The organism is Herbaspirillum sp. GCM10030257, assembly GCF_042666555.1.
In the GTDB taxonomy this organism is placed as follows: Bacteria; Pseudomonadota; Gammaproteobacteria; order Burkholderiales; family Burkholderiaceae_D; genus Noviherbaspirillum.
Map to the genome: position 1 here is coordinate 1 of NZ_JBHTDH010000004.1, position 23,181 is coordinate 23,181.

The following is a 23,181-nucleotide window of genomic DNA, read 5'->3' on the forward strand; positions in this document are numbered from 1 at the left end:
TTCAGGCCGGCCTCAACCTCTTTCAATACGCCAATTATTTGCTCTTCAGTAAAACGCTGTTTCATGACTGCCTCCTTCACTAGGCAGTTTCCATCTTAGCGCCGTACTAAATTAAGGTAGCAGGTCAGATTGTTGCATTGTCAGATTTGGAAATTGATTTGAGCAGTCTGGTAGCCGACCCCGAACCAAGCGACAATGACCAAGATATTCGTGATTTTTTAGAGGATCTCTCAGTCGAGATTGAGAACAATTATGCTGTTGCACGGTCGGGGCGCATCGCTACGTATAGTGGTATCTGGATATGCACAACGCTACCTACCGAGCATGTACAGCTAACGTCTGGTCAAACGCTCCCTGATATTGGCAATACCGAAGTTGTTTGGATGTATAAAACCCGATCCCCAGAAACGGCAGAAGATATTATCCGCGATGAATTTCGGACGTATTACATACCGAGGACGGTCTGGGGAAGTCCGGAATATATGGAACCCGATGAACACGCCGAATGTTCACTTGAAAGGCTGTCTAAAAATACCACACCCAATATATTGCCATCGTTACTGAGACTGTTGAAAGAGATGGAAAGTAACAGAGAGCATCCGCTCACGAAGCGGATTGAAATGGAAACCGGGTCCAACTGGACTAAAGAAGACACAAATTGGATGTGGTACACGTCGCTTCTGACACAGATCCGAAAAGGGCTGGCGGCATCAGTAGATCAGTAAGCGTACTCAAGATGAAAAGTGAAGTCCCTTGCCGTTTTCGAGACAAGGCGATGCCATAAGCCACCTTTGTGGCACAAACGGGATGGAATCCACACCGTTCTGAAGCCGAAATACCATACTTATGGCATGCACTGACGAGCGAGTTAAGGTTTAATTCCTTAACAATAAATTAATGACGCCGTATGCCGCTCGACAAGTACAAATGCATGAAACTAGCCGGTGCTGTCCTCGGTTGCGCCGGCATTCTCGCCGCGAAATTTCATTTGACTGAGGGGGCCATGGTGGCCTTGTCGGGCGGGACGTTGTTCCTCCTGTGCGGACTTGTCGGTTCGGGGGTGAATGATGAAGTCGTCGCAGACGATTAAATAATCCGCGACGACCTCCTCCGCATTCGTGTCAGGCCACGCTCGCGCGGCTCCCTCGCATCGCACCGGCCTTCGCCTGCCTCGCCAGTATGGTCAGCGGTGAACAATTCCATTCCGGTGCTTCCAGCATCTTCGATGCCTTCCACAGATAAGCGCCGTCGGCATGCGTATCCAGTTCGAACCCCATGCTGACCATGAGCCTGACCATCGGTTCGTTTTCCGCAAGAACGTCTCCCTGCAATCGCATGATGCCCGCAGCGCGCGCCACGCAGATCAGTGTCTGGATCAGTCTGGTGCCGAGGCCGCTGCGATGCCATTCATCGGCCACTAATACCGCAAATTCGCCGCTTACAGGATAGGGATCGGCGACATACTGTGCCATGCCGATCGCTATTTCCTGACCGTCGCGCTGGATGACAGCCAGCAGGGTCATGGCGCCGGTCGGATCGCTCAATGTAAAACGTGCCAGCATATCGGGCGGCACTTCCTGCAGTGGATAAAAGAAGCGATGGTAACGGCTCTCGAGGGACAAGCCGCGCACCAGTTGCTGAATGCGTTCGGCATCGCCGGCGTGGGCGGCGCGCAGGGTGACTGCGGTGCCGTTCTTCAGGCGCAGGATGTCGCGTACTTCGCCGCCGGTTTCCGGTGCATAGGTGGTGTCGGCATCGGTGCCGCTCAGGTCAAAAGGAAGATAATCCTTCCAGCTGAGGGAAAAAGGAAATTGGAAGCCCATGGCGCGCTCCGTTTCATGCGATCGACAGGCGCGCGCCGGACTGCAGCGTCGGGGCGGCAACGCGACGTGGTTGTGCCGGATTGTGGCAAGTATCGAGCCGCACGCTGATGCGGGCCTTGCCGAATGGCGACAGCAGGGTAGGTACGTTGCGGTCGAGTACGAAGGTTTCGCCTGCCTCGAGCACGACGTCACGGATATCGCCGTCCTGCGTGATCCAGACGCTGCCGTCGAGCGCACGGATGGTCCAGCCTGAAGCCTCACGCAGATGGGCGGTCTGCGTTGCGTCCAGTGCGATGGTTTCGCCGCATGGGTTAAGTGGAATCATGCCGGCCTGGCCGGCGGCGTCGGTGGCAAAAGTCTTGTGAACTCGGGCATTCATGGTGATCTCCTGTGATCGCGTAAGGAAGGCGACGGGTATTGCCTCCATGAAGCACATTATCGTTTGTGCTCAGATATTTACAATCCATCAAAATGGAATAAGATTGTTTCTGTATATGGACAATTTCGTGCTCCTGAATATGGGTAGGATCAGGTGTCGTATAAGCTCGTTAGCCGCTCTACAGGAGGAACCATGGAGCTTTTGGTGGAGATGATGGCGTTTGCCAAAGTCGTGGAAACCCGCAGCTTTTCAGCGGCCGCGCAGAAACTCAATACTTCCAAGTCGCTGGTCAGCAAGCAGGTCAGCAATCTTGAGAGCGCGCTCGGCGTGCGCTTGTTGAATCGCACTACGCGGCGCATGAGTCTGACCGAGATTGGCACAGCCTACTATGAGCACTGTGCGCGCATCACCCAGGAAATCGACGCAGCAAAGGAAACGGTGACGCAACTGCAGGTCGAGCCACGGGGCGTGCTGAAGCTGACTTCGCCAGTCATCTTTGCCGCGTTGCATCTGGCCCCCGCGTTGCAGACCTTCCTGCAGCGCTATGACGAAGTCGAAGTCGAGCTCGATGTCACCGACCGGCCAGTCGAGATTGTCGAGGAAGCGTACGACGTGGCCATTCGTATCAGCGACAATCCGCCGCCGAATATGATTGCCCGCAAGATTGCACCGGTACGCTGGGTAACGTGTGCATCGCCGGCCTATCTTGAACGATACGGCACGCCGCGTACACCGCAGGAACTGACCCAGCATCAGTGCTTGGTGTATCTGGGCATGCCTACCGCGCGTAGCGGCTGGCGCTACCAGTCCGGCAGCAAGGAGATCACCCCTGTGATCAACGGCAAATGCCGCGTCAATAATTCTTCCGTGCTGCTACAGATGGCGCTGGAGGGACTTGGCATCGTACTCTTCCCGACCTACATTCTCAGCAAGTACCTGAAGGATGGGCGCTTGAAGCAGATCCTGCCGGATGTCGTCGCCAGCCCCGGCATGAACATGTATGCCGTGTATATGCCGAACCGCTACATGCAGCCGAAGGTGAGGGCATTCATTGATCATTTGCTGGAGCACTTCGGACCGGATCCGCATTGGGACCAGTTCTGATCCTTGCCCCTGATCACCGTTGCATGCGATGCGGTCACACGCTATCTGTCGCCTGCAGGAATCATGATGCATCGTATGCGGCGGCTCAAAACAATAACTCGGCAACACGCAATCCCAAAAAAGCGCGAGGAAAATGCCATAACAAAACTTGTAACTTTTTATGTTTTATTAAGTACACTTTTTGGCAAATGTCTAGACTATTTATACGCAATGCCAATAACAACATAAGTCAACAAAGACGAAAGGATAGCCCTTATGAACAAACTGATCGCCATGCTGGTTGCAAGCGTCTTCGCAGGTTCCGCATTTGCCGCCACCCACACTGCAGCACCGGCCGGCTCTACCGGTTCCACTAGCTCATCCACCATGAGCAACGACACCAAGGCTGACGCCAAGGCCGAAGAAAAAGCTGCCAAGGCTGAAGCCAAGGCCGACAAGCAGAAAGCCAAAGCCGATGCAAAGGCTTCGAAGAAGAAGGCAGATGCGAAAGCTGACCAGGCGTCAGCAGCCGCGGATGCAAAGGCTGACAAGGCCGAAAAGAAGGCGGACAACGCTTCCAAGTAAGCGAATAACAAGCCGAACGCCCTCGGTTGCAAGGCAGGCCACGCCTGCCTTTTTTATTGGGTGAAGTTGCCACGCGCCGGAGTCATTGACATCCCGGCGTTGCGGGCTCTGGACCGCCAGAGTGCTTCCGGCCTGGCCCGGTCAAGCCCAAAGCACTCTATAATCCGCGTGCCGGTCAGAAGTGCCATTACACAACATGCAGGACGACCAGCAGCATATCAACGGGAATCAGAAGGATCGGTCGACTACATGAAGGAGCTGGTGAAATCGGGCGTAGCCGCGCAACATGCGCTGACAGCGGCATTTTTCTTCCTCCCGCTGTTCAAACCCGTGATGTTTCTGTCGCTGCTGGCGGCCATCGTATTGTTTCTTGCCAGTGATCGGTTCAGTGAAGCCTGGCGCCAGGCGACCCTGCAATCCTGGCTGCTGCCGGCGCTGATCCTCTCGATCCTGCCGGGCCTGTCGCTGCTACTGCATGACGACCCGACGCAGACCGAACTCAATCTCAGCTATTACTGGCTGGCCGCCTTCCTGGTTTACCTGGCGTCCAGCCGCATGCGCATCGTGCCGTGGCTGTGGGCCTTCGTGGCCGGAATATTCATTGTGTTCTGCTATGTGCAGATCCGCTTTCCCGGACAAGTGGAACTGGCGACTGGCCTGGCGGCGCTCGGTAATTACATCCTTTACTCGCAGCTGCTGGCGATCGCGGTCGTGCTGCTGTCGATTCTCTACAAACATGAAACTCGCCGGATACTGCGCCTGATATGCGTTGCCGGCATGGCGGTATTTTTCTTCGGACTGGTGTCCGGGGATGGTCGTAGCGGGCTGCTGTCTCTTCTGTTGCTGTTTCCGCTGGTAGCGGGCAACATGGTCTCGAAAAAGAACAGGCGCCTGGTGCTGGTCGTTTGCCTGGCCGGCCTGCTGGCAACCGCGATGGCGCCGCGTGTGCAAAAGCGTATTAATGCCGGCATCAACGACCTGAAGCTGATGCAGCAGGACCGCAAGGATACGTCGCTCGGTTACCGTCTGGATATGTGGCAGACGGCGGCCGATGTGGTACGCGCGCATCCGGTGTTTGGAGCCGGCCAGGCCGGTTTTGAGAAGGCATGGCATGCGCGCCATCCGAAAGGCCAAGCACAAAGTTTCATCGAACCGCACAATGCTTTCCTGTTTTTCGCTTCCGCCTTTGGCCTGATCGGGCTTGCGGCGCTGGTGTGGCTGTATGCGGCAATGTTATGGACCGGCTGGTGCCACCGGCATACGATGGAAGGCGGCGTGGTGTTTGCCTTTGCCGTGGTCTGTATTGTGGGCAGCGTAACCAATACCATGTTCATGGGCGCGGTCAGTCATACCTGGGTGATGCTGTTCATCGGTCTGCAGGGGAGTCTGCAGCATCCGGCGGTGCGGCGGGTGGCTTTGCAAAGCGCAGCAGAGTCCGAGCAGCGGCAAAGGCAACCGGCATGAGCGCACAAATGAAAGTGCTCCTGATCAGTCCGACCGTGGCCGGATATATCGGCGGCACGGAGACCGTCGTCAGCCAGCTCAGCCAGCGCCTGAAGGATAGCGTCGCCTTAACCGTACTGAGCGCCGTGCCACCCGGCGGCGAAGTGTTGATCGACACCCGTGGCTATGAACTGTTGACCCTGCCTTTTCTGGGGCGTGATTCCCGCGCCAACCGCGTGCTGAGCAAGCTGCTGATGACCAGCCGCTTCAAGATCGAAAGCTTCAGTTTTTTTCGGTCGCTGCGCAGAAGCGGCATCGACCTGACACGTTTCGATGTCATCGCCACGTTTTACGAAGCCGATGCCCTGCTGTTGCACAAGCAGTATCCGTCACTGCGCAAACGCTTCCGGCATCTGCTGCCGGGCGTTTCGATGCGGGGCTTCTTCCGCCGGGTGCCTGCAGAGGATGTGGTGTTCTTCGGTTATCGCGCGGCGCCACGGGCCAAGCGCAAATGGGGCGTGGACGTGCAGTCGCTTCCGCTGGGCGTCGATGACCAGTTCTTTCCTGCCGCGCCGCGCGCTTATCCGCGAGAAAAGCGACTGGTATTCGTCGGTCGCCTCGACCAGAGCAAGCATGTCGACTGGCTCGCCGGATTCTTTGCCGGCAGCGGTCTGGCACAAAAGGGTTACCGGCTCGATATCATCGGCGATGGTCCGTTGTTTTCCAGTTTGCAGGCTGCATGCGGACCGGATTCTGGCATCCGCTTGCTTGGCCGCCAGCGCGCGGACCAGGTGGCAGCCATCTTGCACGACGCTTTCCTTCTGTTGCATCCCACCGACCTTGAAAGCTTTGGCCTGACCATCCTCGAAGGCATGGCCGCGGGATTGCCCGTGATCACGCACGCGCTTGACAGCGTCACGATCTGGGCCGGAAAGCATCCACGCTATGCAGCGCATCTCGATGCGACGTCGTGGCTGCAGGAAATTGTTCGCTTCGAGGAGCGCGACTACTGGGAGCAGGTCAGCGCCGATAACCTGGCATTTGCACGTGGTCTGACCTGGGATCGCATTGCGAAACAGGTACTGAACATACTGCAGGACAAAAAAACCGTTGAAGTCTGACGCTGCCGGTACGGATGAGGGTGCTGTTGTCAGATCTATCAGCGCCGCGTCTTCCATAGCTGGTGGATGTCTAGGGTGTGTGCCTCCACCATGGGGTACATGCCAAGCAGGCAAGCGGCCTTGTCGTGCATAATCTTTCCCGCAAGCCGTATTTGACAGGCTATACCCAAGTACGTAGTACGGCGTTTGTCAAGCGAACTATTTTCCGGATGCAAAGCCATTGGAACGATCCATCGCCGGATTCTGGTGTCACAACATGGTTAGCTACCGATTGACCATCTACAATGTTGACCATTTTTATCATTGCATCGCGCCACTCCATCTAGCGATTCCATCTAAAACACTCCACTGCAAGCAATGTTGACCGGTTATTACGACACTCCCCTGGTACTTGTATCGATACTGGTTGCCATCTTTGCTTCCTATACCGCGCTCAGCATGGCCGGCCGTGTGACGACTTCCCACGGTACCGCCGAGCGACTGTGGATAGGCGGCGGCGCGCTCGCCATGGGAATTGGTATCTGGGCAATGCACTTCATCGGCATGCTGGCGTTCCGCCTGCCTATCCCGGTCGGGTACGATTTCTGGATCACGTTTCTCTCCTTGCTGCTGCCGGTGGTCGTGTCGGGCATGGCGCTGCACCAGGTCAGCCGGCCTGAATTGCCGGTGCAGCGACTGATCGCAGGCGCTGTACTGATGGGCATCGGCATCAATGCGATGCACTACACCGGTATGTTTGCCATGCGCATGGCGCCTGGCATCCGCTACGATCCCTTGCTGTTTGCGGCATCGGTGATCATTGCCGTTGTTGCATCGGCTGCTGCGCTCTGGATCGCTTTTCGCCTGCGCGGAAACGTGCCGCAGGTATGGCTGCCGCGTGCCGGCGCTTCGGTCATCATGGGTGTGGCCATCGTCGGCATGCATTACACCGGCATGGCCGCAGCCGGTTTTCCGGAAAATAGTATCTGCATGGCAGCAGGCAATGGTTTCGACCAGGACGAGCTTGCCCTCATGGTCATCCTCGCCAGCTTCGGAGTATTGACGGTGGCATTGCTGACGTCAGTATTTGACGCCCGCCTGGAATCGCGTTCGCAAGTTCTCGCCGCATCGCAGGCTATCGCCGAGGAACGGCAGATCCTGTTGCTGCGTGAGCGGGCCGCCCGCACGCAGGCTGAAAGTATGAGCGCGCTGAAAGATGAATTTCTCGCCACACTGTCGCATGAACTGCGCACCCCGCTCAACGCCATTCTTGGCTGGGCGCAGATCCTGGGCGGCGGCGCCAGGGATGAAGCCACCCTCGTCAAGGGACTGGAGACGATCGAAAGAAACGCGCGTGCCCAAGCGCAACTGATCGAGGACCTGCTCGACATGAGCCAGATCATTTCGGGCAAAGTGCGCCTCGATGTGCGGCCAATAGATCCGGCAAACTTTATCGAGGCGGCACTTGAGACGGTCCGGCCCGCCGCCATGGCAAAGAACATTCGCCTCGAAACCACGCTTGATCCGCAGGCCGGCCAGATCGCCGGTGATCCGAACCGGCTGCAGCAGATAATGTGGAACCTGCTATCGAATGCCGTCAAGTTCACGCCGAATGGCGGGCACATTCATGTGTCGCTCAACAGGTCTGCTGCAGGCATTGCGATCAGGGTAGTGGACTCCGGCATCGGCATCCAGCCCGAATTTCTGCCCTATGTATTCGACCGTTTCCGGCAGGCGGATGCCTCGACGACGCGACGCTACAGCGGACTCGGCCTGGGTCTGTCGATCGTCAAGCAGCTGGTGGAACTGCAGGGCGGGACTGTCACCGTTGCCAGTCGGGGTGACGGCAACGGCGCGGCCTTTACCCTGGATTTCCCGCTGCTCAATCCCAACGCCGCGGTCGCTCGCCACCAGATGGTGCCAGGAGCTTACCGCCCCACTATCGATTCCGATTTCACCCGCACCTACCTGTCCGGCATCAAGGTGCTCGTAGTCGATGACGAAGTCGATGCGCTCGACCTGATGGAGTGGATACTCAGGGAATGCGGCGCGACGATTTGCCGCGTGAGCAATGCGATCGAGGCCCTGTCGCTGGTGGAACGCGAGCGCCCCGACATCGTGGTCAGCGATATCGGCATGCCGGATGTGGATGGCTTCGAACTGATTCGCCGCATCAGGGCGCTCGGCGAAGTATGTGGCGGCACGGTGCCGGCGCTGGCATTGACGGCGTTCACGCGTGCCGAAGACCACCAGCGTGCGCTGCAGGCAGGATTTAACCTGTATATGACCAAACCTGTGGAGCCGTCCACGTTTGCGGCAAACATTGCCAAGATGGCAGGAAGTCGTGCCACCGTTAAGTAAGGAGAGGAGCCTCGTTGCTGAACATGCGCAGCTAAAAACCAATTGAGCCACACGTGCTGGCAAACCGGAACGTCAAAGCTCAATTGCACGTACCTTGCCGTCGATGATGTCCTTGCCATATTGGATTGCACACGATATGGCATCGTCGGCGCTTGACGGCACGGTTTGATCAAACAACACCGCATAACGATGAGCATGCTCGTCAGATAGCGGCATTGTGTCAATACGCACGACTGCGGAAAATTGTTTAGTGCCACCGGCATAAGGATCGCGATAAAGAGGATAGACCTGCGTCGAGTATGCACGTAGTTCGTGTCCTCTATACTGCATTGTGGGGATGGTCATGATGTGCTCCTGAAAAGAAGCTGACCGTCAATGCGGTAGTGCGTGTTTCGCGCGAGGGAGGCGGTCAGGAAAAGCGCGTGGATTCATAATGCGCGCAATACCAATGTGACACAAGGACTTCTTGTCGTGTCCCCGTGTCTCCGTCTTTAGCATCGCGCGGACTTCTGTGTCGCGGAGACACAGACAATCTCTACGGGCGTTCTCCGGCAAACGTGCAAACAGGTGACCCCCGCTGGTTCAGTCGAGAACGTCGTTGTGAGCGTTCTTTTAGCGGTCTTTTACACTGCCGATGCCATACCTCGGCAAGCGAAAACTCAATGCGATCGGATCGCTTGCAGGGAAGGTGCAACGCAGTGCCTCGTCCAATGCATCCTCACGATGGGCTGTGTCCTGCATGCTGGATTTCTGTGAAATCGAATACTTGTCGCGTTCATCGAGCAACTCCGGAGTAAGTCGTTTGTCCATGGTCAGGTCCTCCATTTCAGCCTGTCCAGACAGAATCCGCCAAGGTCGGATGGCTGTCGGTGCGCAAGCACACATAACATGCATGAAATACTACCAACTGATCTTCTGTCTCCCGTTACAAAGGACCAGGGGCTTGCTAGAGACCAATAACACTTCTCTCGGTAAAGCAGGGTAGCTGGCGCAAAACCCGCATTCAGGAGTGGTGTATGCTCATTCTGTCCGGCACTTGATACCGACGATCGAAAGCTCATGATGGCTGTCGTAGTTCGCCCTCAGCAAAATCATCTACTGGCGGCCTTGTCCCCTGCTGAATTAGCTCGTTTGTTGCCAGACCTTGAGTACGTTCCGATGGCCCTCGGCGAGGTTCTGTATGAGTCAGGTAGCCAATTGCATCATGTCTACTTTCCCACCACCAGTATCGTGTCCCTGCTGTATGTGCTGGAAGATGGCGCTTCCGCAGAAATTGCTGTCGTCGGCAATGAAGGCATGCTCGGCATTGCTTTGTTCATGGGCGGGGAAACCACGCCCAGCCGCGCGGTCGTGCAAAGCGCCGGTTACGGATATCGCCTGAAGGCTCAGCTGTTCAAGAATGAATTTAACCGTGCGGGCCCCTTGCTGCACTTGCTGTTGCGCTATACCCAGGCGCTGATCACACAGATGACGCAAACGGCAGTCTGTAACCGCCACCATTCGGTGGACCAGCAGTTATGTCGCTGGCTGTTGCTCAGCCTCGACCGCTTGCCTTCGCAAGAGCTGGTCATGACGCAGGAGTTGATTTCCAACATGCTTGGTGTACGCCGGGAAGGTGTAACGGAAGCTGCGCGTAAATTGCAAAACGCCGGGTTGATTCAGTATCGTCGCGGACATATTACGGTGCTGGACCGCGCCGGCCTGGAAGCGAGGGCGTGTGAGTGTTACGCCGTTGTAAAGCGTGAATCTGACCGGCTATTGCCTCAGCAGACTGTCCTGTAACCCGACGCGCCGCTTGCCGCGCGCATGTGCCGAGTGTGCCTGAATGTGTCTTGTCGCCCCTGTTCTACTGCGCGCCTTCCGGCAGAACGGTATGATCAATCAGCTTGTTGACTCCCGGCGTGGACAAGACCGCATTGCGTGCCGCTCTGCGATCCGAATGCGATTGAACGGTGCCGCTCAGGGTAACCTTGCCGCGCAAAACTTCAGCGTACAGGCTGGAAGGTATGCCGCCGCCTTTGCCAAACAGTTCCGACAATATGGAATTCAGATTGTTTTCCACTTCACGCTGCGCGACGATCGGCCGCACGGTAACCTGGCTGTTGACACCGGTAACTCCCCTGAGACTGCTCACAACGGCTTCGGCGGCCCAGCGCTCATATCCCCAGGCGACTTTGCCCGACAGTGTCACCCAACCGTTTGACACCATGACCCTAATGTCATGGTTGGGTCCGGGCATTGAGACGTCGAGTGCCTTTTCACACTCCCGGCCAATCTCGTCATCCGTGCTTGTTTCGCGCTGCGGAGGTCTGACGTCGAGCTGGCACTTGATACTCTTGACGCCGGCGATACGCCGGACGGCACGCTCGACCAGCCACTTCTCGGCGGGAGTTTCCACCCAGCCGTTGAGGGAGGCGACGCCGTCCACGCAACTGACAATAACCGATGCGGGATTGACGGTTCGGTCTGAACGTAATTCATTCATGGCATCCTGGCTGATCCTGGAATCACTCTTGGTCATGAGAACTCTCCTTTAGGTTGCTGGCTGTCAGAACTTTTCCTTTGCCTGCCGCCGTGTCATCCAGCAATAGCCGTTGCGACTGTGCCGCCGTGCGTTTTGTGGTGCTTCGCAGTACCTTCCATGATCCTTCAAAAGGATCAGATGATGATTGCGTATTGCCCGCTTCATGCTGGTTCATGTTGGCTCCGTGGTGGGGTGCCCGTTGCGGGGGCGCGTGCGGATGTCTGCTTCGGGATTCGGTAGGAAGAAGATGCGCCAGTTTCACGAAGATGTATGTGCGGTGGCGTACGTATGACAACCATATCGTGCATCAGGCGCTTGCACTAAAGTGAGCGCCCGGCGTATTGGGGCGGGCTCGGGAATATATGCGCTTTCATGCGGGGATGCTGCGGCTTGTGCGATAACTCTGCTTCAAAGCGGCTGCCTATCTCCCTGCGCCTTGACCACTGCATGTAATGCTCCCGCCATCTCGGCTTCAAGCGACTCCACCCAGTATCCTGCGCTGCTCAATTGTTTGAGGGTTTTGACATAGTCGGCGACGCCGTCGACGCCAATGAGCCGGTACACTTCTCCCGAGTCATTTTCAATGCCGAACCACATGGTCGAATTCTGGTCTGTTTCAGCGTCCTTCGGCAGGCCTAGCAGTTTCGACAGGGCATCATCCGAAGCGGGCTTTCTGTTGTTTTGGATTAAAACCGTTTTCATTTTCATCTCCGGAGAGTCGGCATCAATGTCAATTCGACAGTGTGCGCCATGTCGGCGAATAAGTCCGCGAATCTTTCGTGATGAAACAATGACTTTACGCGGAATTTTTGTCCGGCAACATCGTTCCGGTTCCGTGTTTGAGCGAGCGAATCTTTAAAATTGAAATAACTTGTCTGGCCCATGGCCTGTTGATCTGCAATTCCTTCAGACGGTATCGCGCTATGCAACGATCGCGTCTATCCTGTCCTCGGGCTTTGGATGGTCTCGCAATCCAATATCCGCCTGCGTGACACCGGTTTTCATGCGCTCTTCGACACGCTTGCGGTTTTCCGATTCAGTGGCGCGGGTGTTTTCCCGATGCCAGAGGTGGAATACCTCGGTGGCGAACGCGCCACCCTTGCGGCGTACTCCGTGACGGGCCAGGCGCAGTACCAGGTCCGCGTCTTCATGCCCCCAGCCGACGAAGCTTTCATCGAAGCCGTTGACTGCCGCATAGTCGTCGCGCCAGATGGCAAGGTTGCAACTCTTGATGCGATTCCATTTGACCGCGCGGTAATGCCGCATCGGCGTATCGGGAAACTGCAGCAACGGCACGATCTTGTTGGTCTTGCCAGCCAGCCGCTGCTTCAGCCAGTAGGCCAGTCCACGTTGATGGGCGGGTAACGGCGATGCATCGCTCAGCAGCTCCGCGGTGAATTGCTCGGACAGCAATACCCGGCTGCCCGACACCATGAACCCTCGTTCGGCCAGTTCGCGATGGCGCTGGACATAGTTGGGCCGGGGAATGCAGTCGCCGTCGAGGAACACTAGATACTCGCCACGCGCCGCATAGACGCCCAGGTTACGCGCCGCCGAAGCGCGGAAGCCGTCGTCCGGCTGCCACGCATGCACCAGCCGCTTCAGTCCGGGCGCATGGGGTGTGGACGCAAAGGCATCAAGCGCATTACGGGTCGATTGTTTCGATCCGTCGTCGGCGATGATGACTTCAAACTCCGGGTCGGTCTGGTCCAGCAGCGCGCGGACCACGGCGCCAAGGGCATCCGGCCGGTTATAGGTGGTGACGATGACCGAAATCAGCATGTTGGTTCTTTGGTAAGGGTGAGCAGCGGTATTCCTGCGAAGCAAATCAGGCAGCCACGCAGTATACCGGAGCGCAGCACAAGCCCGGCAGCAGACAGTGTTGCGGACCTGTGCACGCAATAAGTGTTGCCTGCCATGGCATCCTCTATAATCTCAGGCCAGTGACCCGGGTTATCCCGGGTTTCCTTTTGTTCAAGCATTCCGCATGGTCGCCGCAAGGCAACCTGCAAACAAGTATCGAGCCGACTTATGAATTTGCCCCCAAACCTGGTACGACTATTTCGCATGGTAGGGCCGTACAAGGGGCGCCTGTTGCTGGCATTCGTCGGCATGATCATCACCGCCGCGACCGAACCGATGTTTCCCGCCGTGATGAAAGAATTGCTCGACAACGGTTTTACCGGCAAGCCCAATTTTCAGCTGTGGCTGGTACCGGTCGCCGTGGTCGGCATCTTTGTGCTGCGCGGCCTGTCGACCTTCGCGACCAGTTATCTGATGACCTGGATCACCACGCAATTGCTCAGCCTGCTGCGCGGCCAGATGTTTGCGCGCATGCTGCATGTCCCCGCAAGTTATTACACGACTAACTCGATGGGCAAGATCATCAACTCGATGATGTTTGAAGTGCAGCAGATCGTCGACATGATCCGTAACGTGCTGACGTCGGCGATTCGCGATGCACTGACCGTGGTGGGCCTGATGGCGTTTCTGATCTGGCTGAACTGGCGGCTTACGATCGTCGCGCTGATCCTGCTGCCGCTGACCGCGGTCGTGGTACGCCAGACCGGCAAGCGCCTGCGCCGGCTGACCAAGGAATACCAGGAAGTCAACAATGAACTGACCCAGGTGATCGAAGAGACGACCCGGGCCAATCAGGTGATCAAGATTTTTGGCGGCAGCCAGTATGAGCAGGAACGTTTCGAGCGTCGCGCGAACAAACTGCGCCGCTATTCGATGCGCATGGCCAGCACCTATGCGGCAACCGTGCCGATCACCCAGGTCATGGCGGCCTGCGCGGTGGCCGTGGTGATCGTGATTGCGCTGATTCAGTCGAGCCAGAACCAGACCACGGTCGGCGGATTCGTGTCGTTTATCACCGCCATGCTGATGCTGCTGGCACCGCTCAAACGCGTGGCTGAAGTCAACGGTCCGCTGCAGCGCGGGCTGGCCGCTGCCGAAGCGGTGTTCAACCTGATCGATGCGGTATCCGAGCGCACCAATGGCAAGCGGCTCGACAGGCGTGCCTCCGGGCGTGTCGATTTTGTCGATGTCGGCTTTACTTACCCGGGACAGACGCAGCCTGCGCTGGCCGGCATCAACCTGAACATCAAGCCGGGTGAGACGGTCGCGTTTGTCGGCATGTCGGGCGGCGGCAAATCGACCCTGGTCAACCTGGTGCCGGAATTCCATCGCGTCACCACGGGCGAGATCCTGCTCGACGGACAGCCGATCGGCGATATTGCGCTCGACAGCCTGCGCGCACAGATCGCGATGGTGAGCCAGAACGTCGTGTTGTTCGACGACACCGTCGCGTCCAACATTGCCTATGGCGAAGTCAATCCCGACCGTGCCCGCATCGAAGCCGCGGTACGTGCTGCCCATCTATCGGATGTGGTCGCGCGCCTGCCGCAGGGGCTCGATACCATGGTGGGCGACAACGGCAGCCGCTTGTCCGGCGGCCAGCGCCAGCGTCTTGCGATTGCACGCGCAATCTACAAGAACGCACCGATCCTGATTCTCGACGAGGCAACTTCCGCACTCGATACCGAATCCGAGCGCGCGGTCCAGGCCGCGCTGGATGAACTGATGAAGGGCAGGACCACACTGGTCATCGCGCACCGCCTGTCCACCATCGAACGCGCCGACCGCATCGTCGTACTGGTCGGCGGGCATATTGTCGAAAGCGGTACACATGCCGGACTGCTGGATAAGAACGGCGTGTATGCCAACCTCTACCACCTGCAATTTGCAAAGGAAACCGCATCATGAGCCAGCCGATCTCCCGCTTTCCTGTCCCTGAACTGAAAGACTTGCCGGACGATATACGCGAAACCATTCTCGCCGTACAGGAGAAGGCTGGCTTCGTGCCCAATGTGTTCATTACACTGGCGCACCGTCCGGCCGAATTCCGTGCCTTCTTTGCGTACCACGATGCGCTGATGCTGAAGGAAACAGGCAGCCTGACCAAGGCCGACCGCGAAATGATTGTCACCGCCACCAGTGCGAAGAATCAATGCCTGTACTGTGTCGTCGCGCATGGCGCCTTGCTGCGTATCTATTCCAAGCAGCCGCTGGTCGCCGATCAGGTAGCGGTCAACCACCTGAAAGCAGATATCACCCCGCGCCAGAAGGCCATGCTGGATTTTGCGATCAAGGTCTGCCTGAATTCGCAAGAGGTCGACGACACCGATTACGCGACGCTGCACAGCCATGGTTTCGACGATGAAGACATCTGGGACATTGCTGCCATTACCGCCTTCTTCGGTCTGTCAAACCGCGTCGCGAATGCGATTTCAATGCGCCCGAATGAAGAGTTTTTCCTGATGGGCCGCGTGCCGCGCAAATGACGGTGCCGGTACAGGGCGTACAGGGAGTTATGCGCACGCTCGTCATCTCCCCCAACTGGATCGGCGATGCGGTGATGGCGCAGCCATTGCTGCGTCTGCTGAAGGAAAAAAATCCGCACCGCCCGATCGATGTGCTGGCGCCGAAATGGGTCGCACCCGTGTGGCGGGCGATGGCTGAAGTCGATACCGTGCTCGAAGCGCCGTTCCGGCACGGCGCGTTGCAATGGCGCGAGCGCCGCGAGTATGCACGCATGTTGCGCCAGCGCGGATATGCCGATGCCTATGTGCTGCCCAATACCTTGAAGTTTGCGCTGATCCCCTGGCTGGCCCGGATTCCGAAACGGGTAGGTTACAAGGGCGAAATGCGCTACGGCCTGCTCAATGTGCTGCACCACGACAATCGCGATGCGCCCCGGCCCATGGTGTCCTTCTATGCGGCCCTGGCCGAGGCACCGCGCGCCGACGTGCCGCCGCCATCCGCGCTGCCACGTCCGGCACTGCAGGTTTCGGCCGAACGCATGCGGCAGGTACTCGCTCGCGTCGGCCTGAGCATGGACAGGCCGCTGGTGCTGTTTGCGCCAGGCGCCGAATTCGGATCGGCCAAGCGCTGGCCGGTATCGCATTTTGCGGAGCTGGCCAGGATCGTGGCCAGCAAACGCCCGGAAGTGCAGATCGCGTTGATGGGTTCCGGCAAGGACAAGGAAGTCTGCGACGACATCATCGCGCTCACCCCGGGTCTGGTGAACCTGGCAGGCGTCACCGCGCTTGACGAAGCGGTTGCGCTGATCGGGCGAGCCGATGTCATGGTGAGCAACGACTCCGGCTTGCTGCATATCGCCTCCGCGCTGAACCGTCCCATCGTCGCGGTCTATGGCCCGACTGATCCCAATCACGCACCGCCGTTTTCGGATATCGCACAATCCCTGTTTCTCGGCATTGAATGCTCTCCTTGCAGGCAGCGCGAATGTCCGCTCGGACATCATCGTTGCATGCGTGACATTTCGGCTGACATGGTGTGGCAACCTGTCAATGCCATGCTCACGACGCGTTGAAATTTGCATGCAACGCAGGATAAGTATGCCCATGGCCATGGACAGCACGCTGGCATCCCGGCTTGCCGCAGGCGTCGTATGCATTTCTTACTACGGGCCGTGAAAAAATCGGCATATTGCTTTTGGTCTATTCTGGACTCCTACAGCAACATGCATTCATAGGCAGAAAAGAGGCTGCCTGGCTTTGCAGGCAACTGCAGCTTTTACTTTCTCGTTTGCGCGTCGCCCGCCTTTACTGCCTTTACTGCATCAACTGTTTATTACCTGTACCACGTCTGCCGCTTCTCCCTCACTGCGCAAGCCGCCGCATGCGCTTTCGGCACAGCTTATGCAAGGACATCCGGATTCAAACGCAGGAGTCATGCCTTCCTGCATTAGACGAGGAATCATCATGTTCGAAAAACTTCCTGCCGCCATCGGTCATGCCTTGCATGCGCAACGTGCCGGCCTCGAAAAGATTGTCTTCAACCAGCTTGACCTGGGGGCAGGCACTGGCTCGATTACCGTCAGCAGTCCAGCCTTTCGCGAACAGGAAAACATACCGGCAATCTATACCGCGGACGGCGCCGGTATCTCGCCTCCGCTTACTTGGAGCAATATTTCCAACGGTGCAACCGGCGTGGCGCTGATCGTGGAAGATGCCGACGCGCCCATGCCCCAACCGCTGGTCCATTTGATCGTTGTCGATCTCTTGCCGAAGGAGGGCGTCTTGCCTGAAGGGGCGATCAAGCACGGCGGCAGCAATGACGTGAATGCCAGAACAGGAAAGAATTCGTATCTGCAGGCCGCCTGGTTGCCACCCGACCCGCCTACAGGTCATGGTGTGCATCGCTATGCATTTCAGGTGTTTACGCTCGACAGCACACCGGTGTTTTCCGACGCACCCGGGCGTGACGAGGTGATGGCCGCACTGCGCCAAACCGCGATTGCCAGCGGTTGCCTGATTGGCACTTACGAGCGCCCGGAGCGCTGAGATCCCATGCACCAGACGCTGTACACATGACACATGAGGGCGCCGTACTCAACGACTTACTTTTGAGGAGTAGAAAATGAACGCGAGTGATTCAAGTTTGCGCGGCACGCGCATTGCCATTCTGGTGACCGAAGGCTTCGAGCAGATCGAACTGACCGGCCCGCAAGAGGCGCTGGAAAAGGAAGGAGTCACTACCCGGATCGTTACACAGCAGCCGGGCAAGGTGCAGGGATACAAGCACCATGACAAGGGCGATCAGTTCGACGCCGACCTGGGTCTTGCCGATGCAGACCCGGATGACTTCGATGGCGTACTGCTTCCGGGCGGAGTCATCAACGGCGACCAGATCCGCATGATTCCGGAGGCGCAGCGCTTCGTGGAACAGATCGATGACGCCGGTAAGCCGGTGTTCGTCATCTGCCACGGCGGATGGCTGCTGGTATCGGCAGGCCTGGTCGATGGCCGCACCATGACCAGCTGGCCGACGCTGCGGGATGACATCCGCAATGCCGGCGGCAACTGGGTTGACGAAGAAGTCGTCGTCGACGGCAACTGGGTCAGCAGCCGCAAACCCGACGATCTTCCGGCATTCAACCGTAACATCATCGACATGCTGCACGGCCGGCAGGCCGGCCGTGCGCTATCCGGCAAGGGTGAGCAGCGGGGAATAGGCTTGCCGGGTTGATTTGCGTTGTCGGTAATCAGCCGGGCGTTACCGCTCGTTCCCGCCGAACACCGCCATTGACCACCCAGCGGCAAGGATTACCACCAATGCCATAGGCCAGGTCGCCGGGACGGTCAATTTGCCACAGCGCGAAATCGGCCCGCTTGCCGACTTCGAGCGTACCCGTTTCAGCCTGCAAGCCTAAAGCCGTGGCCGCATGGCGGGTGACGCCGCTGAGCGCTTCGAGCGGTGTCATGCGAAACAGCGTGCATGCCATGTTCATCGCCAGCAGCAGGGAAGTCATTGGCGAGGTGCCGGGATTGCAGTCTGTCGATATGGCAATGGGAACACCCGCTTCGCGCAGTGCCGCTATCGGCGGGTATTTCGTCTCGCGCAAAAAATAGAATGCACCGGGCAGCAGCACAGCCACTGTCCCCGCCGCTTTCATTGCATCGATGCCGGATTGCGACAGGTATTCAAGGTGGTCGGCGGACAGGCCGCGATAGCGCGCGGTCAGTTCGGCGCCACCCTGGTCGGACAATTGTTCCGCATGGAGTTTGACCGGCAAGTTGTGTTTCTGTGCCGCCTGGAACACGCGCTCGGTTTGACTGGCAGAGAAACCGATCTTTTCGCAAAAGGCATCGACCGCATCGACCAGGCCTTCGCTGACCAGCGCCGGCAGCATGTCATTGCAGACGCTGTCGACATAGCGGTCCGCTGCATCCGCGTACTCGGGCGGTAACGCATGCGCGCCAAGGAAAGTCTTGCGCACCTGAACCGGCAGTTCGTTGCCGATGCGACGGGCGACCGCCAGCATCTTGCGCTCGTTGTCCTTGTCGAGCCCGTAACCGGATTTAATTTCAAGCGTGGTCACGCCTTCTGCGAGCAATGCGAGCACACGCGGCAGGCTGGCCTGATACAGCGCGTCTTCGCTTGCGGCACGGGTGGCGCGTACCGTCGACATGATGCCGCCGCCACGCCGCGCAATCTCTTCATAATTTGCGCCGTTCAAGCGCGCTTCGAATTCTTCGCTACGGTTGCCCGCGTAGACGATGTGGGTATGGCAATCGATCAGGCCCGGCGTCAGCCAGCAAGCTTCGCCGTCGTATTGAACCTTGGCCTGGTAACCCGCAGGCAGATCTGCACGTGGGCCCATCCAAGCAATGCGCCCGTCCCGTACCGCGATTGCGGCATCATGGATTTCACCGTAGCCGTTGGCATCGGTGAGGGGGTCGAGCGTGGCAAGGTGCACATTGCACCACAGTGCATCCCAGTCGGAATTTTCTTTATTGGTCATTGCGTCTCGCAGTAAGGCGCGCGATGTAGAGCGTCGCCGTGCCGGAGGCGGACAGATCGACATGATCGCCGTCGGTCGCGTCGATCAGTACGGCCTCGCCGATCCCGCACTCCAGTTCACGGCCTGCCAGGGTGCGGCAATGCACTGTCGCACCGCGCGTGTTGTAAATAAAAATCTGGTCCGCCTGCATCGCACATTGCATGCTGCCGCTGAACTGCAGCTTTTCCAGGGTATGCGTCCAGCTCGTGCGCCGGGTCATGATGTTGAGGTCCTTGACCGGTCCGTCGAGCAGCGACACATGCACTTGCTGTTCGCCACGAAATGCAAAGGGCTTGTTGTCCGGCGTCAGCATGGTCGCATGCAGGCTGTCGAGTTCAAGCGCGATGCCGTTGCCTTGCAGGATCGCAATCGAACGGTCATAGCCGGCAAACAGCGAGAACGGACCAGCCGTGGTGATGTCCGCCGCGCTGACCCTCCATTCGAATGAAGCATGGTCGGCACCGGCAGGATAGGAAGCGAGCTGGACGGTCGTGCCGCCACCGTTCTTCCAGGGCATCGTAACGAAATCGTCGGACGTGAATTTTTGCATGGGGCCTCAGGACTCAATGAATCAGTGACCCGCGTGCTCCGCGATCCGGGTCAGGAGGCGGGCCGCAACGCGGGCGGTGCGTTGATCGATATCGTAACCGGGGTTGAACTCCGCCACATCGGCAACGCGCAGTTTGCCGCTGGCGGCGATCTGGTCCAGCACCGGTTCGACTACCTCCAATGGTACGCCACGCGCAGCAGGTGCGCTTACGCCAGGAGCCACTGCTGCTGGCAGAACATCCAGGCAGATCGTGAAATAGACATGATCGACATCCTTCAGGAAGTCCGCGACGAAAGCCTGCACTTGCGGCAACTGTGCCGGCGGCATTTCTTCATCACGCAGCCAGCGCACGCCCAGCTGCTTTGCACGGTCGAACAGCGCTTGCGTGTTGGCGAAATCACTAATGCCCAGACAGCAATAGTGGAACGGCCAGCCGCGTCGTTCACAATCCTCCGCAATCTGGCGGAACGGTGTGCCTGAACTGGCACGCTCCGCCATGCGCAAATCGAAATGCGCGTCGAGGTTGATGACGCCGATACGCGGTGCCGGTTCGCGAGACGCAAGGTGCTGTGCCAGGCCACCAAAGGAGCCGTAAGCAATCTCGTGCCCGCCACCCATGACCAGCGGAAGGAAGCCTCGTCCAAGGACATTTGCGACCGTGTCCGACAACTCCTGTTGCGCGCTTTCCAGCGCGTCGCCGGTGCAACTGACGTCGCCTGCATCCGTAATGGCGGTACAGCGTCGTACCGGCATGTTGCCCAACACGCGGCGCAGCGTCGCCGGACCTTCCTTGGCACCGGTGCGGCCGTGATTGCGTGCGACGCCCGCATCGCAGGCAAAGCCGATCAGGGCGATGCCTTTTCCATCGTTGCTGGCTTCACCGGCAAGCGGCGCAAGTGGTGCCAGCGGTGCCGGTGGTGCAAGGGGCTTGACGATCTGATGCCAGCGGCGTCCGCTCGCGCCTTCTTCCGCATCTACGCGGCCTTGCCAGCGTGTCATGTCCGGGGAGTGGATCATCATGCCTCCTTAATGAACGTAGAGTTCCCCGAACAGATCCTGCAGGCTGGTGCTCAGATCGCCGCGCAATACCATCTGCTTGGCCGCTTCGATGTCGGGTGCGAAGAAACGATCCTTCTCGTAGAAGGCAACACGCTGGCGCAGGCGCTGATGCACATCGGCGAGCAAGGGTGAAGTCGTCAGTGGGCGATGGAAGTCGACGCCCTGTGCCGCAGCCAGCAGTTCGATGCCGACGATGGTCGCAGTGTTGTGCGCCATCTCGTGCAGGCGGCGGCCGGCGAAGGTCGCCATGCTGACATGGTCTTCCTGGTTGGCCGAGGTGGGCAGGCTGTCGACGCTTGCCGGATGGGCATGCGATTTGTTTTCCGAGGCCAGTGCCGCTGCGGTCACATGCGCGATCATGAAGCCGGAATTCAGGCCGGATGAGGCGACGAGGAAAGGCGGCAGGCCGGACAGTGTGGCATCGATCAGCAGCGCGATGCGGCGCTCGGACAATGCACCGATTTCCGCGATGGCGAGTGCCAGCGTGTCGGCGGCGAAGGCGACCGGCTCCGCATGGAAGTTGCCGCCGGAGATCACATCGCCTTCTTCCGCATAGACCAGCGGGTTGTCGGTGACGGCGTTGGCTTCGATCAGCAGCGTGCGTGCGGCATTAACGATCAGGTCGGCGCAGGCACCCATGACTTGCGGCTGACAGCGCAGGCTGTACGGGTCTTGCACGCGTTCATCGTTGTCGATGTGGGAGCGGCGGATCTCGCTGCCCTTGAGCAGTTCGCGATAGATTTTTGCGGAGGCGATCTGGCCGGGCTGGCCGCGTACGGTATGCACACGCGGATCGAACGGCGCGTCGCTGCCTTTGGCGGCGTCGACAGAGAGTGCGCCGGCGACGGTGGCGGCTTCGAGCATGCGCTCGGCGAGGAACAGGCCGTTGAGCGTCAGCGCGGTCGATACCTGGGTGCCGTTGATCAGCGCGAGGCCTTCCTTGGCGGCCAGCGTGACAGGGGTAATGCCGGCTTTTTCCAGTGCCTGTTTGGCGGGCACGATGCGGCCGTCAACACGAACCTCGCCTTCGCCCATCAGCGCAAGCGTCATGTGCGACAGCGGGGCGAGGTCGCCGGATGCGCCGACCGAACCCTTGCTGGGGATGCAGGGCATGATGCCGGCGTTGTACAGCGCGATCATGGTGTCGATGATCGACGCACGGATACCGGAGTAGCCGCGCGCGAGGCTGCCAATCTTGGTCGCAAGAATCAGGCGGGCGACGCTGTCGTCGATCAGCTCGCCGCTGCCGACCGAGTGGGAGAGGATGAGGTTGCGTTGCAGCTCTTCCAGCTGGTCGTTGGGGATGTGGGTCTTGGCGAGTTTGCCGAAACCGGTGTTGATGCCGTAGGCGGGGGCGCCGCGTTCGACGATCTTGCTGATCGTGGCGGCGGAGGTGTTGATCGCGGTGTAGGCGCTGGGAGTGAGTTCCAGGCTGACTGTGCCGCGCCAGATTTGGCGGAGGTCGGCGAGGGTCAGGTTGCCGGGGGTGATGGTGAGTTTGGTCATGGTTGCTCTCTTAACTTTTACAGGTGCTTGTGCTGTGTGGGTTTGCGATGCGTTGCCGGGTGTTGACTACTTAATGTCGAATGCGCTATTTGACTAACGTCGGATCAACCACCGTCCGGTTCCCTCTCCCATGCTGGGGGAGGGCTAGGGTAGGGGTAGTGCGGTCGAACCATCACCTAAGTTTGACGCAGAAAACAACGCATTTTCTTCGGTATTTCAACACGCTTACCTCTCCGATCAACCTGGCCGGGACTGGCCCCGGCGGGCCACTTACTTTCTTTGCTTCGCCAAAGAAAGTAAGCCAAGAAAGGCGACCCCGCTACCGCCGCCCTTCGGGTGCCCAAAAGAGTGCATGCCAAAACGGGAAGCGAAACAAACTCGCCTTCGGCTCAAA

The 23,181-nt window shown here is 58.5% G+C and carries 25 protein-coding genes; 13 read left to right on the forward strand and 12 right to left on the reverse strand.

Translation table 11 applies throughout. The annotated features are described in order from the left end of the window. Positions 1 to 158: 158 nt before the first annotated feature. A complete protein-coding gene (locus tag ACFQUU_RS06890; protein ID WP_382244610.1) occupies positions 159 to 725 on the forward strand; it encodes a hypothetical protein in 567 nt (188 codons plus the stop codon). A gap of 206 nt (positions 726 to 931) precedes the next feature. Next, positions 932 to 1,090 carry a hypothetical protein gene (locus tag ACFQUU_RS06895; RefSeq protein ID WP_382244613.1) on the forward strand — a complete coding sequence of 53 codons (159 nt, stop codon included), beginning with the start codon at positions 932 to 934 and terminating at the stop codon, positions 1,088 to 1,090. Between the two features lie 31 nt (positions 1,091 to 1,121). Here ACFQUU_RS06895 and ACFQUU_RS06900 read toward each other — a convergent pair whose 3' ends face one another. After that, a complete protein-coding gene (locus ACFQUU_RS06900; RefSeq protein ID WP_382244616.1) occupies positions 1,122 to 1,823 on the reverse strand; it encodes a GNAT family N-acetyltransferase in 702 nt (233 codons plus the stop codon). Positions 1,824 to 1,836: 13 nt separating this feature from the next. Beyond that, positions 1,837 to 2,202, reverse strand: a complete 366-nt coding sequence (locus ACFQUU_RS06905) for a DUF2917 domain-containing protein (RefSeq protein WP_382244619.1) — start codon at positions 2,200 to 2,202, stop codon at positions 1,837 to 1,839. A 192-nt stretch (positions 2,203 to 2,394) separates the two neighbouring features. On the opposite strand from ACFQUU_RS06905, the gene ACFQUU_RS06910 reads away from it, so the two are divergent. The 5 genes from ACFQUU_RS06910 (at position 2,395) to ACFQUU_RS06930 (ending at position 8,774) form a co-directional block, all read left to right on the forward strand. Further along, positions 2,395 to 3,306, forward strand: a complete 912-nt coding sequence (locus tag ACFQUU_RS06910; protein ID WP_382244622.1) for a LysR family transcriptional regulator — start codon at positions 2,395 to 2,397, stop codon at positions 3,304 to 3,306. Between the two features lie 255 nt (positions 3,307 to 3,561). Further along, positions 3,562 to 3,870, forward strand: a complete 309-nt coding sequence (locus tag ACFQUU_RS06915) for a hypothetical protein (RefSeq protein ID WP_382244625.1) — start codon at positions 3,562 to 3,564, stop codon at positions 3,868 to 3,870. Positions 3,871 to 4,119: 249 nt separating this feature from the next. Continuing rightward, positions 4,120 to 5,334 carry an O-antigen ligase family protein gene (locus ACFQUU_RS06920; RefSeq protein WP_382244628.1) on the forward strand — a complete coding sequence of 405 codons (1,215 nt, stop codon included), beginning with the start codon at positions 4,120 to 4,122 and terminating at the stop codon, positions 5,332 to 5,334. Further along, entirely contained in the window at positions 5,331 to 6,434 is a 1,104-nt protein-coding gene (locus ACFQUU_RS06925; protein WP_382244630.1) for a glycosyltransferase family 4 protein, read from the forward strand. The genes ACFQUU_RS06920 and ACFQUU_RS06925 overlap by 4 nt, the downstream gene beginning before the upstream one ends. A gap of 357 nt (positions 6,435 to 6,791) precedes the next feature. Beyond that, positions 6,792 to 8,774: an MHYT domain-containing protein gene (locus ACFQUU_RS06930; protein ID WP_382244633.1), complete on the forward strand. Its 1,983-nt coding sequence runs from the start codon at positions 6,792 to 6,794 to the stop codon at positions 8,772 to 8,774. A gap of 72 nt (positions 8,775 to 8,846) precedes the next feature. On the opposite strand, the gene ACFQUU_RS06935 is transcribed toward ACFQUU_RS06930, so the two are convergent. Next, positions 8,847 to 9,119 (reverse strand): hypothetical protein, encoded by a 273-nt coding sequence (locus tag ACFQUU_RS06935; RefSeq protein WP_382244636.1) that lies wholly within the window; start codon positions 9,117 to 9,119, stop codon positions 8,847 to 8,849. A gap of 267 nt (positions 9,120 to 9,386) precedes the next feature. Further along, a complete protein-coding gene (locus ACFQUU_RS06940; RefSeq protein ID WP_382244638.1) occupies positions 9,387 to 9,584 on the reverse strand; it encodes a hypothetical protein in 198 nt (65 codons plus the stop codon). Between the two features lie 252 nt (positions 9,585 to 9,836). On the opposite strand from ACFQUU_RS06940, the gene ACFQUU_RS06945 reads away from it, so the two are divergent. Further along, on the forward strand, positions 9,837 to 10,556 hold the full coding sequence (locus ACFQUU_RS06945; RefSeq protein WP_382245739.1) for a Crp/Fnr family transcriptional regulator: 720 nt from the start codon (positions 9,837 to 9,839) through the stop codon (positions 10,554 to 10,556). A gap of 64 nt (positions 10,557 to 10,620) precedes the next feature. Here ACFQUU_RS06945 and ACFQUU_RS06950 read toward each other — a convergent pair whose 3' ends face one another. The 4 genes from ACFQUU_RS06950 to ACFQUU_RS06965 form a co-directional block, all read right to left on the reverse strand. Next, complete coding sequence (locus ACFQUU_RS06950) at positions 10,621 to 11,295, reverse strand: BON domain-containing protein (protein WP_382244641.1); 675 nt, start codon at positions 11,293 to 11,295, stop codon at positions 10,621 to 10,623. Next, positions 11,282 to 11,473, reverse strand: coding sequence for a hypothetical protein (locus ACFQUU_RS06955; RefSeq protein ID WP_382244644.1), 192 nt, complete (start codon positions 11,471 to 11,473; stop codon positions 11,282 to 11,284). Before ACFQUU_RS06955 ends, ACFQUU_RS06950 begins: the two co-directional genes overlap by 14 nt. 233 nt (positions 11,474 to 11,706) lie before the next feature. Beyond that, entirely contained in the window at positions 11,707 to 12,000 is a 294-nt protein-coding gene (locus ACFQUU_RS06960; RefSeq protein WP_382244647.1) for a hypothetical protein, read from the reverse strand. A gap of 219 nt (positions 12,001 to 12,219) precedes the next feature. Continuing rightward, positions 12,220 to 13,080: a glycosyltransferase family 2 protein gene (locus ACFQUU_RS06965; protein WP_382244649.1), complete on the reverse strand. Its 861-nt coding sequence runs from the start codon at positions 13,078 to 13,080 to the stop codon at positions 12,220 to 12,222. A gap of 249 nt (positions 13,081 to 13,329) precedes the next feature. Between ACFQUU_RS06965 and msbA the strand changes: the two genes are divergently transcribed. The 5 genes from msbA to ACFQUU_RS06990 all read left to right on the forward strand — a co-directional run bounded on the left by msbA (position 13,330) and on the right by ACFQUU_RS06990 (position 18,357). Beyond that, positions 13,330 to 15,069 carry a lipid A export permease/ATP-binding protein MsbA gene (gene msbA, locus ACFQUU_RS06970; protein ID WP_382244652.1) on the forward strand — a complete coding sequence of 580 codons (1,740 nt, stop codon included), beginning with the start codon at positions 13,330 to 13,332 and terminating at the stop codon, positions 15,067 to 15,069. Further along, complete coding sequence (locus ACFQUU_RS06975; protein ID WP_382244655.1) at positions 15,066 to 15,647, forward strand: peroxidase-related enzyme; 582 nt, start codon at positions 15,066 to 15,068, stop codon at positions 15,645 to 15,647. The genes msbA and ACFQUU_RS06975 overlap by 4 nt, the downstream gene beginning before the upstream one ends. Then, positions 15,644 to 16,699 (forward strand): lipopolysaccharide heptosyltransferase II, encoded by a 1,056-nt coding sequence (gene waaF / locus ACFQUU_RS06980; protein WP_382244658.1) that lies wholly within the window; start codon positions 15,644 to 15,646, stop codon positions 16,697 to 16,699. The genes ACFQUU_RS06975 and waaF overlap by 4 nt, the downstream gene beginning before the upstream one ends. A 391-nt stretch (positions 16,700 to 17,090) precedes the next feature. Then, a complete protein-coding gene (locus ACFQUU_RS06985) occupies positions 17,091 to 17,672 on the forward strand; it encodes a YbhB/YbcL family Raf kinase inhibitor-like protein (RefSeq protein WP_382244661.1) in 582 nt (193 codons plus the stop codon). A gap of 76 nt (positions 17,673 to 17,748) precedes the next feature. After that, the gene (locus ACFQUU_RS06990) at positions 17,749 to 18,357 is read left to right on the forward strand and encodes a type 1 glutamine amidotransferase domain-containing protein (RefSeq protein WP_382244664.1); all 609 of its coding nucleotides are present in this window, start codon (positions 17,749 to 17,751) and stop codon (positions 18,355 to 18,357) included. A 16-nt stretch (positions 18,358 to 18,373) separates the two neighbouring features. Here ACFQUU_RS06990 and hutI read toward each other — a convergent pair whose 3' ends face one another. Genes hutI through hutH form a run of 4 tightly spaced genes read right to left on the reverse strand, consistent with a single transcriptional unit; the run spans position 18,374 to position 22,787 of the window. Beyond that, entirely contained in the window at positions 18,374 to 19,633 is a 1,260-nt protein-coding gene (gene hutI / locus ACFQUU_RS06995; RefSeq protein ID WP_382244667.1) for an imidazolonepropionase, read from the reverse strand. Beyond that, entirely contained in the window at positions 19,623 to 20,222 is a 600-nt protein-coding gene (locus tag ACFQUU_RS07000) for a HutD family protein (protein ID WP_382244669.1), read from the reverse strand. Before ACFQUU_RS07000 ends, hutI begins: the two co-directional genes overlap by 11 nt. 21 nt (positions 20,223 to 20,243) lie before the next feature. Continuing rightward, entirely contained in the window at positions 20,244 to 21,242 is a 999-nt protein-coding gene (gene hutG, locus ACFQUU_RS07005) for a formimidoylglutamase (RefSeq protein WP_382244671.1), read from the reverse strand. 6 nt (positions 21,243 to 21,248) lie between these two features. After that, complete coding sequence (gene hutH / locus ACFQUU_RS07010; RefSeq protein WP_382244674.1) at positions 21,249 to 22,787, reverse strand: histidine ammonia-lyase; 1,539 nt, start codon at positions 22,785 to 22,787, stop codon at positions 21,249 to 21,251. Positions 22,788 to 23,181: the final 394 nt, after the last annotated feature.